Here is a 13092-nt window from a genome sequence, read left to right on the forward strand (position 1 = left end):
GTCGGCGGTCGTCGGTTCCTGTCCGCAGTGGACGGGGCCGGAAGCCGTTTTTCAACGTTCCGAGAGGTTGTTCGTGTCGGCCAGCACATCCCGTACGCTCCCGCCGGAGATCGCCGAGTCCGTCTCTGTCATGGCGCTCATCGAGCGGGGAAAGGCTGAGGGGCAGATCGCCGGCGATGACGTGCGTCGGGCCTTCGAAGCTGACCAGATTCCGGCCACTCAGTGGAAGAACGTACTGCGCAGCCTCAACCAGATCCTCGAGGAAGAGGGTGTGACGCTGATGGTCAGTGCCGCGGAGCCCAAGCGCACCCGAAAGAGCGTCGCAGCGAAGAGTCCGGTCAAGCGCACCGCCACGAAGACCGTGGCGGCCAAGACGGTGACCGCCAAGAAGGCCACCGCCACCGCGGCTCCGGCTGCCCTCGCCGACGATCCGTCCGAGGACGCCTCCGCAGGCAAGCCCGCCGCAGCCAAGAAGACGACGGCGAAGAAGGCCGTCGCCAAGAAGACGGTCGCCAAGAAGACGGCGGCCAAGAAGACGAGCGCCAAGAAGGACGACGCCGAGCTCGTCGACGACGAGGCGGTCGAGGAGACCCCCGGCAAGGCCGGTGCGGAGGAGCCCACCGAGGACGGCGCCCAGGGCTTCGTCCTGTCGGACGAGGACGAGGACGACGCGCCCGCTCAGCAGGTCGCCGCCGCCGGTGCCACCGCCGACCCGGTCAAGGACTACCTCAAGCAGATCGGCAAGGTCCCGCTGCTCAACGCCGAGCAGGAGGTCGAGCTCGCCAAGCGCATCGAGGCCGGTCTGTTCGCCGAGGACAAGCTGGCCAACGCCGACAAGCTCGCTCCGAAGCTCAAGCGTGAGCTCGAGATCATCGCCGAGGACGGCCGCCGCGCCAAGAACCACCTCCTGGAGGCCAACCTCCGTCTGGTGGTCTCCCTGGCCAAGCGCTACACCGGTCGCGGCATGCTGTTCCTGGACCTCATCCAGGAGGGCAACCTCGGTCTGATCCGCGCGGTCGAGAAGTTCGACTACACCAAGGGCTACAAGTTCTCCACGTACGCCACCTGGTGGATCCGTCAGGCGATCACCCGCGCCATGGCCGACCAGGCCCGCACCATCCGTATCCCGGTGCACATGGTCGAGGTCATCAACAAGCTCGCGCGCGTCCAGCGCCAGATGCTCCAGGACCTGGGCCGTGAGCCCACCCCGGAGGAGCTGGCCAAGGAGCTCGACATGACCCCCGAGAAGGTCATCGAGGTCCAGAAGTACGGCCGTGAGCCCATCTCGCTGCACACCCCGCTGGGCGAGGACGGCGACAGCGAATTCGGTGACCTCATCGAGGACTCCGAGGCCGTCGTCCCGGCCGACGCGGTCAGCTTCACGCTCCTCCAGGAGCAGCTGCACTCGGTCCTCGACACCCTGTCCGAGCGCGAGGCGGGCGTCGTCTCGATGCGCTTCGGTCTCACCGACGGTCAGCCGAAGACCCTCGACGAGATCGGCAAGGTGTACGGCGTGACCCGCGAGCGGATCCGCCAGATCGAGTCCAAGACCATGTCGAAGCTGCGTCACCCGTCGCGTTCCCAGGTGCTGCGCGACTACCTCGACTAGGCCTCGGCCGCATGTCGACGAGGGCCCGGTCTCCTTCGGGAGGCCGGGCCCTCGTCGTGTGCGCGGAGTGCGTGCCGCCGCTCCCTGGATCACTCTGGGTGTTCCACGACCCTCCCAGTGTGAGGAGCGCGCATGCGCCGTCCCTACGTCCCGGCCCTGGCCCTTGCGGCCACCACAGCGGTGATATCGCTGACGACCCCCGCTCTGGCGTCCTCTGACAGCGTTGTCATCGGAAGTCGTCCGGTCCGGATCTCCGACAGTCCGTGGACGGTCGCGCTGTCCAGCCGTGACCGGTTCGGAGGTACCCGCGCGGGGCAGTTCTGCGGAGGAGTGGTCGTCGGCCGGACCACGGTCCTGACCGCGGCCCACTGCCTCGGCGAGGACGTGCTGGGGGCGCCGCAGCGTCAGCCGGGCGATCTGAAGGTCATCGCGGGGCGCGGGGATCTCATGTCCGAGGAGGGCAAGGAGATCCCGGTCAGCGACATCTGGGTCAATCCGCACTATGACAGCGAGACGAACGCCGGTGACTTCGGCGTACTGACGCTCGCCGAGCCGCTGCCGGCCTCCTCCGTGATCCGCATGGCCCCTTCAGGGGATCCGGCGTACGCGCCGGGGACCGCCGCCGCGGTCTACGGCTGGGGCGATCTGACGGGCGGCGGCGACTACGCGAGCAGTCTGCGGGCCGCCGACGTCCACGTGCTCCCCGACTCCTCCTGTGAGCGGGCCTATCCCGGCAACGAGTCCGGCACCTACGACGCCGGGTCCATGGTCTGCGCCGGGGAGGCTGCGGGGGGCCGTGACGCCTGTCAGGGGGACAGTGGCGGGCCGCTGGTCGCCCAGGGCCGCCTCATCGGCCTGGTGTCCTGGGGGAGCGGCTGTGGGCGTGCAGGGAGCCCTGGCGTCTACACGCGGGTCTCCGAGGCCGTACGGGCGCTGAACGCGAGGCGCTGAGAGCTGCCAGTGACGCGACGCGATACGAGTGCGGGCGGCCACTCCCTGCTTCCAGGGTGTGACCGCCCACTCACCGGCCTCTCAACCGGCACCCGCTCGTCGTTGATGCGAAGGCTCAGCGATCTTCGTCGTTGACGCTCTCGGGAACGGACGTCAGCCGCTCCGTCTCGTCCTGTATCTCAGCGGCGATCTTCTTGAGTTCCGGCTCGAACTTGCGACCGTGGTGGGCGCAGAAGAGCAGTTCTCCGCCGCTCAGGAGGACGACGCGCAGATATGCCTGGGCGCCGCAACGGTCGCAGCGGTCAGCGGCCGTCAGCGGGCTCGCGGGGGTCAGAACAGTAGTCACGTCGCCTCTTCTCTAGCTCGACGAGCTGTCGTACCAGGGTCAACATCCAACCAGGCCGAAAACGTTCCCGCTCGCGGCTTTTCCTCGAAATTTTCTTTCGAGCCGGCTGTCTGCTGCCGGTTGGCGGCGAATGAGCCGTATTGCGTGTCTTTGTGTCTGTACGGGTTCGCGCTGTCTGTCAGGTGTCGGTCCTCCCGGCTGGATTGCCGGTTGTTCATGAGGACGTGCCCGGAGCCTAAATGGTTCATGCCTCGAAGGGAACGTGATATGTACTTCACTCCATCGAGGGATCGAACACCCATGCGATCCTGGACTAGGGTGAGTTCATGCGAGGGTGGTGCTACAACGGCTCTACCAGGCCTCGGTACCCTCTGAGCGGCAACCGAAGCCGGGCCCTTACCCAAAAGGGTCTCCCATGAAATTCAGCGAGGAGCGAACCGCGTGACCGCCGATACGTCCGTGCCGTCCACAGCGCTGCTGACCGGAGCAGACCGTGACGGTTCCAACTACACCGCGCGGCACCTGCTCGTCCTTGAGGGGCTCGAGGCAGTGCGGAAGCGCCCGGGCATGTACATCGGGTCGACCGACAGCCGTGGCCTGATGCACTGCCTCTGGGAGATCATCGACAACTCCGTCGACGAGGCCCTCGGCGGCTACTGCGACCACATCGACGTCATCCTGCACGACGACGCCTCCGTCGAGGTGCGGGACAACGGCCGTGGCATCCCCGTCGACGTGGAGCCCAAGACCGGCCTCTCCGGCGTCGAGGTCGTCATGACCAAGCTGCACGCGGGTGGCAAGTTCGGTGGCGGCTCGTACGCGGCCTCCGGTGGCCTGCACGGTGTGGGCGCCTCCGTGGTGAACGCGCTCTCCGCCCGCTTGGACGTCGAGGTGGACCGTAACGGCCAGACCCACGCGGTGAGCTTCCGCCGCGGCACCCCGGGAGCCTTCAAGGCCGACGGACCCGACGCCGCCTTCGACGCGACGAGCGGCCTGCGCAAGCTCAAGCGGATCCCGAAGACCCGCACCGGCACGCGCGTGCGCTACTGGGCCGACCGCCAGATCTTCCTCAAGGACGCCAAGCTCTCGCTGGAGCACCTCCACCAGCGCGCCCGCCAGACCGCCTTCCTGGTCCCGGGTCTGACCATCGTCGTCCGCGACGAATTCGGGCTCGGTGAAGGCGGCAGCAAGGGCGAGGAGTCGTTCCGCTTCGACGGCGGGATCAGCGAGTTCTGCGAGTTCCTGGCGGCCGACAAGCCGGTCTGCGACGTCCTCCGCTTCAGCGGACAGGGCACCTTCAAGGAGACCGTCCCGGTCCTCGACGAGCACGGTCAGATGACGCCGACCGAGGTCACCCGTGAGCTGGGCGTCGATGTCGCGATGCGCTGGGGCACCGGTTACGACACGACCCTGAAGTCGTTCGTGAACATCATCGCCACGCCCAAGGGCGGCACCCATGTCGCCGGCTTCGAACAGGCCGTCGCCAAGACGATGAACGAGGTCCTGCGGACCAAGAAGCTGCTGCGCGTCGCAGAGGACGACATCGTCAAGGACGACGCCCTTGAGGGCCTCACCGCCGTCGTCACCGTGCGTCTCGCCGAGCCTCAGTTCGAGGGGCAGACGAAGGAGGTCCTCGGGACCTCGGCCGCCCGTCGCATCGTGACGAACGTGGTGACCAAGGAACTCAAGGCGTTCCTGACCTCCGCCAAGCGGGACGAGGCCGCGCAGGCCCGGGTCGTCATGGAGAAGGCCGTCGCCGCCGCGCGCACGAGGATCGCCGCCCGCCAGCACAAGGACGCGCAGCGCCGGAAGACGGCGCTGGAGTCCTCCTCGCTGCCGGCGAAGCTGGCCGACTGCCGCAGTGACGACGTCGAGCGCAGCGAGCTGTTCATCGTCGAGGGCGACTCCGCGCTGGGCACGGCGAAGCTGGCCCGGAACTCCGAGTTCCAGGCGCTGCTGCCGATCCGGGGCAAGATCCTCAACGTTCAGAAGGCGTCCGTGACGGACATGCTGAAGAACGCCGAGTGCGGCGCGATCATCCAGGTCATAGGGGCGGGCTCCGGGCGGACCTTCGACATCGACGCGGCGCGCTACGGGAAGATCATTCTTCTCGTCGACGCCGATGTCGACGGCGCGCACATCCGGATTCTGCTGCTGACCCTGTTCCAGCGGTACATGCGGCCCATGGTCGAGGCGGGGCGGGTGTTCGCCGCGGTTCCGCCGCTGCACCGGATCGAGCTCAGCCAGCCCAAGAAGGGCCAGGACAAGTACGTCTACACGTACTCGGACCGTGAGCTGCGGGAGACGGTGCTGGAGCTCCAGCGCAAGGGTGTGCGGTACAAGGACTCGATCCAGCGTTACAAGGGTCTCGGTGAGATGGACGCCGATCAGCTGGCCGAGACGACGATGGATCCGCGGTTCCGCACGCTGCGCCGCATCAACATCTCCGACCTGGAAGCGTCCGAGCAGGTGTTCGACCTGCTGATGGGCAACGACGTGGCGCCGCGCAAGGAGTTCATCTCGAGCTCGGCCGCGACGCTGGACCGGTCGAGGATCGACGCGTAGCCCTGCCGGGAGGTCACCGGGTTCGGCTCCGGCTTGTCGGCGGGGGTCGGGGCCGTGCCGGTGCATCCGCCCGTCGCCCTCGGATCCGGAGTGGGCTTCCGAGGGAGCCGCTGCACCAGCGAGTGCGAGTAAGTTCCAGCACCTCCGGCGTTTGAGGAGCGGGGTCCGGGGCGGAGTCCAAGGTTCGGGTTGGGTAGGGGCGGAGGGGCGAAACGAGCCTCTGCTCTGCCGCGATGGAGTTCGGGTCCGGCCGTGAGAGCTCGGCGCGGGGGCGGGTCCACCCGTGGGTGGAGATGCGGGGCTGCGGGGGATCCACCCACGATCCACCCGGGCTCCGATCTGTCGCGGACGCGATTTCCGTAGCGTCGATGGGGTCGGCAGCGCTCGCTGCGGACATCCCCTTCTCGCTCACGGAGGCCACGCATGTCCGGGCTCATGAATGCCGTGGTGATCGTCGCTGTCGCCGCTGTGGTGATCGCGCGCCAGTTCAGCGCGCGGCGGATCGGTTCGGACCGGCGCTGGTGGATCGTGCCCGCGGTTCTCGCCGTCGTCGCCCTGCGTGAACCCGGCGTGATCGACGCGCACCACCAGGTGGAGTCGTCCGTCCTGCTGGGCACGGAGCTGCTGACGGCGCTGGCCATCGGAGCAGGATGGGCCTGGACGACGCGGATATGGACGGAGCCGGACGGCTCCGTGTGGAGCAGGAGCACCAAGGCCGGCGGGGCCGTATGGATCGCCGGCATCGCCCTGCGCCTAGGGCTGTTCGGCATCGGCGCCCAGCTCGGCGTGCATCAGAGCTCCTCGGCCCTGATGCTCGGTCTGGCGGCCACCCTCCTGGTCCGTTCCGGGGTGCTGACCTGGCGAGCCCAGTCCCTGGAGCCGACGGCGACCGGACAGGTCCCGGCGTACGGTGACGGAGTGCGCCGGGTCCTGCGGAAGGAGCGCCTGTGACGGACAACGTCTGGACGCGCTGGCCCTCTCGTGAAGCACTCTCCCGCGTGGGCGTGCACAAGGCCCGCCGGGTGCTCGCCTGGGTCACACGCACCGTCGTCCTCGTCATGCTCGTGGCCACGACACTCACGAATCGCGATCTCAGCGGCTGGGCGCTCGCCGGAGGCGTCACGGGAATCGCGGTGTGCGGGTTCCTCGCCTGGGCGCTTTGGCGGACCACGCTGGAGCATCGACTGCTGCCGTCCCTGGCGCTGATCGCCCTGCTGCTGGCGCTCGCGACCGCCGGGTACGGCGCGGGCTTCCGGATTCCGGCGCTCGTCCTGCTGTGCGGGTGTGGAGTCGCCGCCATCGAACGGCTGCCTCTGGCGGCGGCCCTGCCGGCCACGGCGGTGGCGCTGAGCACGTACGCGGCTCTCGACAACGACGTCTGGCTGACCAGCGCGGCCACCACCGGGGGGCTGGCGCTCGCGGGGTACGTGCTGCGCCTCGACTCGGAAGCGCGGGCAAGTGCGCAGCGGCTGCTGGTCCAGGAACGGGCGGCCCACGCCGCCGAGGCGGAGTCGGCGGCCCTCGCGGAGCGGGCGCGGATAGCTCGGGAGATCCACGACGTCCTGGCCCACAGCCTCTCGGCGCAGCTCGTGCACCTTGAGGCGGCACGACTGATGATCGAGAGAGGAGCGGACCGCGAGGTCATTCTCGAACGGGTCGTGGCGGCAAGGGGGATGGCCTGTGAGGGGCTCGCCGAGACCAGGCAGGCGCTTTCCGCGCTCCGGGGCGAGATGTCCCCGCTGGAGGATTTCCTCGGCGAACTCGTCGCCACCGCGGGCCGCGCCGGTGTCACCGTGACCGGTGAGCGTCAGCCGCTGCCGGCGGAGGCCTCCCAGGCGGTGCGCCGAGTCGCGCAGGAGGCGCTCACGAACGTACGCAAGCACGCTCCGGGCGCCAAGATCGACATAAGACTGGACTACGGCGAGCACGAAGTGACGTTGGACGTACGGGATTCGGGTGGAAAACCGGGCGAACTCAGCGGTTCGGGAGCCGGTTACGGTCTGCTGGGCATGCGGGAGCGCGCCGAACTGCTGGGAGGCTCGCTGGATGCCGGACCGGGCGAGGAGGGGTTCGTGGTGACGCTGAAGGTGCCGGTATGACCGAGCGGGCGGAGGGCAGGGGGCCGGCGCGGGTCGTGGTCGCGGACGATCAGACGGTCGTGCGCGAGGGCATCGTGATGCTGCTGGGGCTGCTGCCGGGGCTCGAGGTCGTCGGAGCGGCCGGCGACGGGGACGAAGCCATCGCCCTCGTGGCCCAACTCGCCCCGGACGTCGTGTTGATGGATCTGCGCATGCCTCGCTGCGACGGGGTCGAGGCGACCCGGCGTATCCGTGCCGAGTACCCAGGGACCCAGGTCGTGGTGCTCACGACGTTCGTGGACGACGAGTCGCTGTTCCCGGCACTGCGCGCCGGGGCCCGGGGCTATCTGACCAAGGACGCGGGCGGCGACGAGATCGTGCGGGCCGTGGAGAGCGTGCTCTCCGGGGACGCCGGGCTCTCGCCGAGCATCCAGCGACGGTTGCTGGAGCGGCTGTCGGATCCGGAACCGGAGCCGGCCCCGCCCCCCGAGTCCCCGGACGGACTCACTTCGCGCGAGACGGAGGTGCTCCTGCTGATCGCGGAGGGCCTCAGCAACCACGAGATCGCCCGCAAGCTGCACGTGTCCACGGCCACGGTGAAGACCCACATCAACAACCTCTTCGCCAAGGCGGGTCTCAAGGACCGCGCACAAGCGGTCCGTTACGCCTATGGGAAAGGTCTCGTGCGGCCACCCACGAGATGAGGTCACCTAATGGGGTGAAGGGCACGGAGAGAGGAGTCGGGAAGCCCTCCGATCTGCACATCCTTGGGTACGCGGCAGAAACGGGTCGCGGACAAGGAGAGTTCGGTGGAGAAGCACGACGGCGGCGACACGGGGGAGGTCCGGTTCGACGACCCCTGGTACGACGCGCTCGCTTCCGGCTGGGGCGAGTTGGACGGCACAGGGGCGTTCGCTCCCGCCGTGCCGGCCGCCCGTTCGGAACACGAGGGACGACCCGGCGGAGCCGCCCACGTCTATCTGGAGGTGCAGCGCAGCGCCGCCTTCCAGGAAGTACGCGGCCGGTACCGCGGGTTCGTGATTCCGGCCATCGCCGTCTTCTTCCCCTGGTACGTCGGCTATGTGGTGACCGCGACCACCGCGCCGGGGTTCATGGCACGACCCGTCGTCGGCGTGGTGAACGTGGCCCTGCTCGCGGGACTCGGACAGTTCCTCACGACGTTCCTGCTCGCCTGGGCCTACGCACGGCACGCGCGGCTGCGCCGGGACCGGGCCGCGCTCGAACTGCGCTGGGACACCCAGGAGATGACACGGAACGCCCGGGGTGGTGAGCGGTGAGCGGTCACCATCAGACCCTGGCGCTGCTGCTGTTCAGCGCGTTCGTCGCGGTGACACTGGCGATCACGACCTGGGTGAGTCGCAACCGGCATGGCTCGGCCGAGGAGTTCTACGCGGGCGGGCGGCTGTTCTCGCCGATGGAGAACGGCTTCGCGCTCTCCGGGGACTACATGTCGGCCGCCTCCTTCCTCGGCGTCACGGGACTCATCGCCCTGTACGGCTACGACGGCCTGCTGTACGCCGTGGGATTCCTGGTGGCCTGGCTGGTTGTCCTCTTCCTCGTCGCCGAACTGGTCCGCAACTGCGGCCGGTTCACGCTCGCCGACGTCGTCGCGGCCCGGATGGAGGAACGGCCGGTGCGGATCGCCGCCGGGACGTCCTCGGTGGTGGTGTCCGTCCTGTATCTCGTGGCGCAGATGGTGGGCGCGGGCAGCCTGGTGTCGCTGCTGCTGGGAGGAACGAGCGGCGCGGCGCGCAACTGGACGGTGATCGGTGTCGGTGCGCTCATGGTGATCTATGTGTCGATGGGAGGGATGAGGGCGACCACCTGGATCCAGATCGTCAAGGCGGTCCTGCTGATCGGCGGGGCCATCGCTCTCACCGTGCTCGTCCTGGTGCGGTTCCACGGTGACATCGACGAACTGCTGCGCACGGCCGCGCGGCGCAGTGGGCACGGCATGGCCTTCCTCGCGCCCGGGCTGAAGTACGGCGGCGACTGGACGGCACGCTTCGACTTCATGAGCCTCGGCCTCGCGCTGGTACTCGGCACCGCCGGACTGCCGCACATTCTGTCGCGCTTCTACACCGTGCCCACCGCGCGAGCCGCCAGGCGCTCGGTGCTGTGGTCGATCGGGCTCATCGGCGGCTTCTACCTGATGACGATCGTGCTGGGCTTCGGCGCGGCAGCCGTCGTAGGTCCCGAGGCGGTGCGCGGATCGAACGCCGCGGGCAACACCGCCGTCCCGTTGCTGGCCCTGGACCTGGGTGGCGGGGCCGACTCCACTGGAGGAACGGTCCTGTTCGCGATCGTCGCCGCCATCGCCTTCGCCACGATTCTCGCGGTCGTCGCCGGAGTCACTCTCGCGTCCTCGGCGGCCGTGGCCCACGACCTGTACGCCTCGTTGCGCCGCCGCCACGCCAAGCCGCGCGGGGAGGTCACGGTGGCGCGTGGCGCGTCGGTCGGCATCGGGGTGATCGCCATCGGTCTGAGCCTGCTCGCCCGGGACCTCAACGTGGCCTTCCTGGTAGGGCTCGCCTTCGCCGTCGCAGCGTCCGCGAACCTGCCGGTGCTGCTGTATTCCCTCTTCTGGCGGTCCTTCACGACGCGTGGCGCCGTGTGGGCCGTGTACGGCGGTCTGGTGCCCGCACTGCTGCTGGTGCTGCTCTCGCCCGTGGTGTCGGGCAGCCCCGAATCGCTCTTCCCGGGGGTGGACTTCCAGTACTTCCCGCTTCAGAACCCCGGCTTGGTGTCGATCCCCCTGGGCTTCGTCGCCGGCTGGCTCGGGACCGTCATCTCGGCGGAGCCGCCGGACGAGGCCAAGCACGCGGAACTCGAGGTCCGCGCGCTCACGGGTGCCGGGGCCGTCTGACGGTCGCGAGCCCCTCGTACACGACACGACGGCCCTGAGGCGGCACGACCCGGACGACAGCCGACGGCTGGGGGAGGGTCGGCTCAGGGCGCCACCCACGCGTAGCGGTGTTCCGGGCGTCCCGTGTCGCCGTACTTGAGAGACAGGCGCAGCCGTCCGGCCGGTCCTCCGCGCTCCGCGCGCCACCCTTCCGGCGCCGGACCCGGGAGCAGCATCCTCAGCAGGCCACGGCGACAGCCGTCTCCTCGAGTTGCCTCACGGCCACCACGTCCATCCGCGCGGGTGAACCGAGTGCCGAACCGCAGCTCTCCGGGCGGGGAGGCAATGAGGCGCCCCGCGCGACGACGACCCGCCACAGACGGCCGTCGGTGTGGGCGACGGTCACGTCCCAGCGCGGGGCCGCGCCGTCCGTGCGGATCACTGTCAGGACACCGGCGGCGTGTTCCCCCGAAGCGGTCCGTACGGCCAGTTCCGCCGCCTGGCCCGGGCGTTCCCAGGTGGAGTTCCCACGGCACCCCTCGGTGACGACCCGGCCCTCGCGGACGCCCTGGAGGACCTCCTTGACGGCATGGGCCTCGGTGCGTCCGTACGCGTAGCCGTACGGCAGGACCAGCACGGTGGGTGAGAAACGATGACCACCCAGATGGGTGACCTCCCAGGTGCCGTCGACCCCAGAGGCGGCCAGTTCCGCGGCCAGGGGGCGGCCCAGCAGGGCGCAGCAGCGGTCACGCTTGCCGTTGGTGCAGACGAGGGCCAGCGGCTCGCCGGCATGGGGCTGCCCCCGGAGAGCCTCGTCGAAGGAGCTCGGGTCACCCGCCCCGAGCGCTGCCAGGTCGAGGCCGAGCAGCTGCCCGGGATCACGGGTCATGGCGCTGTGCAGCCACACGTTTCCCGGAGTGGTGTGGGCCGCGTACACCTGCCGCTCGGCGAGCGGACCACAGTCGGCGTGGCGTCCGGGACGCCGGATGAGGGCGATCCGCACTCCGGTGTCCTGGGCGGCCGCCTCGAGGGCGCGGCCGAGCGTGGGATCCAGGTGGCTCGAGGTGAGCGCCTTGGCACCCCAGGGTCCGGGCTGCTCGATGAGCAGCCATGTCCTCGCGGTGGCCGCGGTCCCGGAGAGCGGCTCGTCGAGCTGCCGTGACGCGGTCGTGCACGTACTCACAGAGGTGAGCCTAACCTGACTTCGCCCGGGGCGACTTCCCGCCGTCCTCGCGGGGGGCGCGCGAGGGGGTGGACCAGGCGCTTTGCGGGGTGTGCGGAAGCGCGGGTGGAGCTACAGCGCCCGGACGGTGCGCACGGACCTTCCCCCCGCGCCCGGCGTGCGCCCTCTAACGCGGGAGCGGTTGCGGGGGCCGTTCGCCCACGTAGTGGCCGCTCGGCCGCATCCGCAGCGGGCGTTCCGCGTACTCCTCCAGGGTGTGGGCGATCCAGCCCGCCGTCCGGGCGATGGCGAAGATCGTCTCTCCGGCGGAGGCCGGCATGCCGGACGAGGTCGTGAGGACGGCCAGCGCGAGATCGACGTTGGCGTGCAGAGGCGCGTGCCGGGCGGTGGTGGTCACGACGTCACGGGCCGCGGCCAGCGCGGGCGCCGCGCCGGGGACCTCCTCAAGGAGGGCGAACAGGGCACGCGCGCGTGGATCCTCGCCGGGGTAGAGCCGATGGCCGAGTCCGGGGACGCGGCGCCCGGCGCGCAGCTCGTCGGCGACCACGGGAGCGGCCGTGCCCTGGTCGAGCACGTCCAGCAGCAGCCGGTGCGCGAGCCCGCTGGCGGCACCGTGCAGGGGTCCTTCGAGGGCGCCGAGGCCCGCGGACACGGCCGCGTACGTGTGGGCGCGAGCGGACGCCGCGACCCGGACCGCCAGCGTCGAGGCGGCCAGGTCGTGGTCGACGAGCAGTCCGAGTGCCGTGTCCAGCACCCGCAATGACGCCTCGTCGGGTACGCGTCCGCTCAGCCTTGCCCACAACCGGTGAGCCAGGGGGCCTTCGTCGCGGTGGTCGTGTCCCACGGTCGGCAGCGCGGCGACGAGGGTGGGAATGAGGGTGCGCCCGGTGCCGAGCACGGCGTCCTCGGAGAGGTCGAAGCGCAGCGGGTCGGCGGCCGCGGCGGCGATCGTCGCCACGCGCAGCCGGTCGGTCGGGCCGCTGTGCTCGGGCAGCGCGTCGACGCTGCGACGGGCGGCGGCCACGGACGCCTCCGGGGCCTTGAACGTGACGCCGGGGCGGAGTGCACCGGTCCACAGCCATTCGGCGATCTCCTCGTAGGAGTACCGGGAGGCCAGTTCCGCCGCGTCGACACCCCGGAAGTAGTACCGATCCTTGTCGATCAAGGTGATGCGGGTGCGTACGGAGAGTTCGCCGCCGCCGCTCGAACTGCCGCCGCCTTCACGTCTGTTGCGCCGTGCGAGAGCCTCGACCTCCTTGGGGTCGAACGTGCTCCCGCGTCCTCCCGGCTCCCGTCGGCTGCTGAGCTGGCCGCGGCTCACATAGGCGTACACGGTCTCCGGTTTCACGCCCAGCAGCTCGGCGGTCTCCTTGGTGCTGAGCCGTCGGCCTTCGCGTGCCGGAATGGCCGCTTCTCGATCCCTCATGAACGCCACCGTATCCGTGGATCGGTATATTGATTCAATCAATGTTGACAGTTATTGAGTCAATCATG

11 protein-coding genes and 1 pseudogene are annotated in these 13092 nt (G+C 69.7%); 8 read left to right on the top strand and 4 right to left on the bottom strand.

All coding sequences use genetic code 11. The annotated features are described in order from the left end of the window. Positions 1 to 73: 73 nt before the first annotated feature. Positions 74 to 1609 carry an RNA polymerase sigma factor gene (locus WJM95_RS24890; RefSeq protein ID WP_339132015.1) on the top strand — a complete coding sequence of 512 codons (1536 nt, stop codon included), beginning with the start codon at positions 74 to 76 and terminating at the stop codon, positions 1607 to 1609. Between the two features lie 132 nt (positions 1610 to 1741). Then, a complete protein-coding gene (locus tag WJM95_RS24895) occupies positions 1742 to 2560 on the top strand; it encodes a serine protease (RefSeq protein ID WP_339132016.1) in 819 nt (272 codons plus the stop codon). Between the two features lie 115 nt (positions 2561 to 2675). On the opposite strand, the gene WJM95_RS24900 is transcribed toward WJM95_RS24895, so the two are convergent. Beyond that, on the bottom strand, positions 2676 to 2906 hold the full coding sequence (locus WJM95_RS24900; RefSeq protein WP_103549626.1) for a hypothetical protein: 231 nt from the start codon (positions 2904 to 2906) through the stop codon (positions 2676 to 2678). 441 nt (positions 2907 to 3347) lie between these two features. Here WJM95_RS24900 and WJM95_RS24905 point away from each other — a divergent pair, with 441 nt between their 5' ends. The 6 genes from WJM95_RS24905 to WJM95_RS24930 all read left to right on the top strand — a co-directional run bounded on the left by WJM95_RS24905 (position 3348) and on the right by WJM95_RS24930 (position 10436). Then, entirely contained in the window at positions 3348 to 5471 is a 2124-nt protein-coding gene (locus tag WJM95_RS24905; RefSeq protein WP_339132017.1) for a DNA topoisomerase IV subunit B, read from the top strand. A 423-nt stretch (positions 5472 to 5894) separates the two neighbouring features. Beyond that, positions 5895 to 6422 (top strand): DUF1453 domain-containing protein, encoded by a 528-nt coding sequence (locus WJM95_RS24910; RefSeq protein ID WP_339132018.1) that lies wholly within the window; start codon positions 5895 to 5897, stop codon positions 6420 to 6422. Then, positions 6419 to 7570 (top strand): histidine kinase, encoded by a 1152-nt coding sequence (locus WJM95_RS24915; RefSeq protein WP_339132019.1) that lies wholly within the window; start codon positions 6419 to 6421, stop codon positions 7568 to 7570. The genes WJM95_RS24910 and WJM95_RS24915 overlap by 4 nt, the downstream gene beginning before the upstream one ends. Next, positions 7567 to 8253 carry a response regulator transcription factor gene (locus WJM95_RS24920; protein WP_339132020.1) on the top strand — a complete coding sequence of 229 codons (687 nt, stop codon included), beginning with the start codon at positions 7567 to 7569 and terminating at the stop codon, positions 8251 to 8253. Before WJM95_RS24915 ends, WJM95_RS24920 begins: the two co-directional genes overlap by 4 nt. Positions 8254 to 8358: 105 nt before the next feature. Next, positions 8359 to 8847, top strand: a complete 489-nt coding sequence (locus WJM95_RS24925; RefSeq protein ID WP_339132021.1) for a DUF485 domain-containing protein — start codon at positions 8359 to 8361, stop codon at positions 8845 to 8847. Then, positions 8844 to 10436, top strand: coding sequence for a cation acetate symporter (locus WJM95_RS24930; protein ID WP_339132022.1), 1593 nt, complete (start codon positions 8844 to 8846; stop codon positions 10434 to 10436). Before WJM95_RS24925 ends, WJM95_RS24930 begins: the two co-directional genes overlap by 4 nt. 83 nt (positions 10437 to 10519) lie before the next feature. Here WJM95_RS24930 and WJM95_RS24935 read toward each other — a convergent pair. From WJM95_RS24935 to WJM95_RS24945, 3 genes and pseudogenes are all read right to left on the bottom strand, one after another. Next, positions 10520 to 10594, bottom strand: a pseudogene (locus WJM95_RS24935) (two-component system response regulator); the annotation flags it as partial. Between the two features lie 59 nt (positions 10595 to 10653). Continuing rightward, positions 10654 to 11598 (bottom strand): sucrase ferredoxin, encoded by a 945-nt coding sequence (locus WJM95_RS24940; RefSeq protein WP_339132023.1) that lies wholly within the window; start codon positions 11596 to 11598, stop codon positions 10654 to 10656. Positions 11599 to 11764: 166 nt separating this feature from the next. Beyond that, the gene (locus WJM95_RS24945) at positions 11765 to 13024 is read right to left on the bottom strand and encodes a citrate synthase (RefSeq protein ID WP_339132024.1); all 1260 of its coding nucleotides are present in this window, start codon (positions 13022 to 13024) and stop codon (positions 11765 to 11767) included. Positions 13025 to 13092: the final 68 nt, after the last annotated feature.

Source organism: Streptomyces sp. f51, from assembly GCF_037940415.1.
Taxonomy (GTDB): Bacteria; Actinomycetota; Actinomycetes; order Streptomycetales; family Streptomycetaceae; genus Streptomyces.

Excerpts from the sequence above, each read along its gene's own strand:
- WJM95_RS24910 (WP_339132018.1), top strand. The coding sequence starts at position 5,895 with ATGTCCGGGCTCATGAATGCCGTGGTGATCGTCGCTGTCGCCGCTGTG.
- WJM95_RS24945 (WP_339132024.1), bottom strand. The coding sequence starts at position 13,024 with ATGAGGGATCGAGAAGCGGCCATTCCGGCACGCGAAGGCCGACGGCTC.
- WJM95_RS24920 (WP_339132020.1), top strand. The coding sequence starts at position 7,567 with ATGACCGAGCGGGCGGAGGGCAGGGGGCCGGCGCGGGTCGTGGTCGCG.
- WJM95_RS24895 (WP_339132016.1), top strand. The coding sequence starts at position 1,742 with ATGCGCCGTCCCTACGTCCCGGCCCTGGCCCTTGCGGCCACCACAGCG.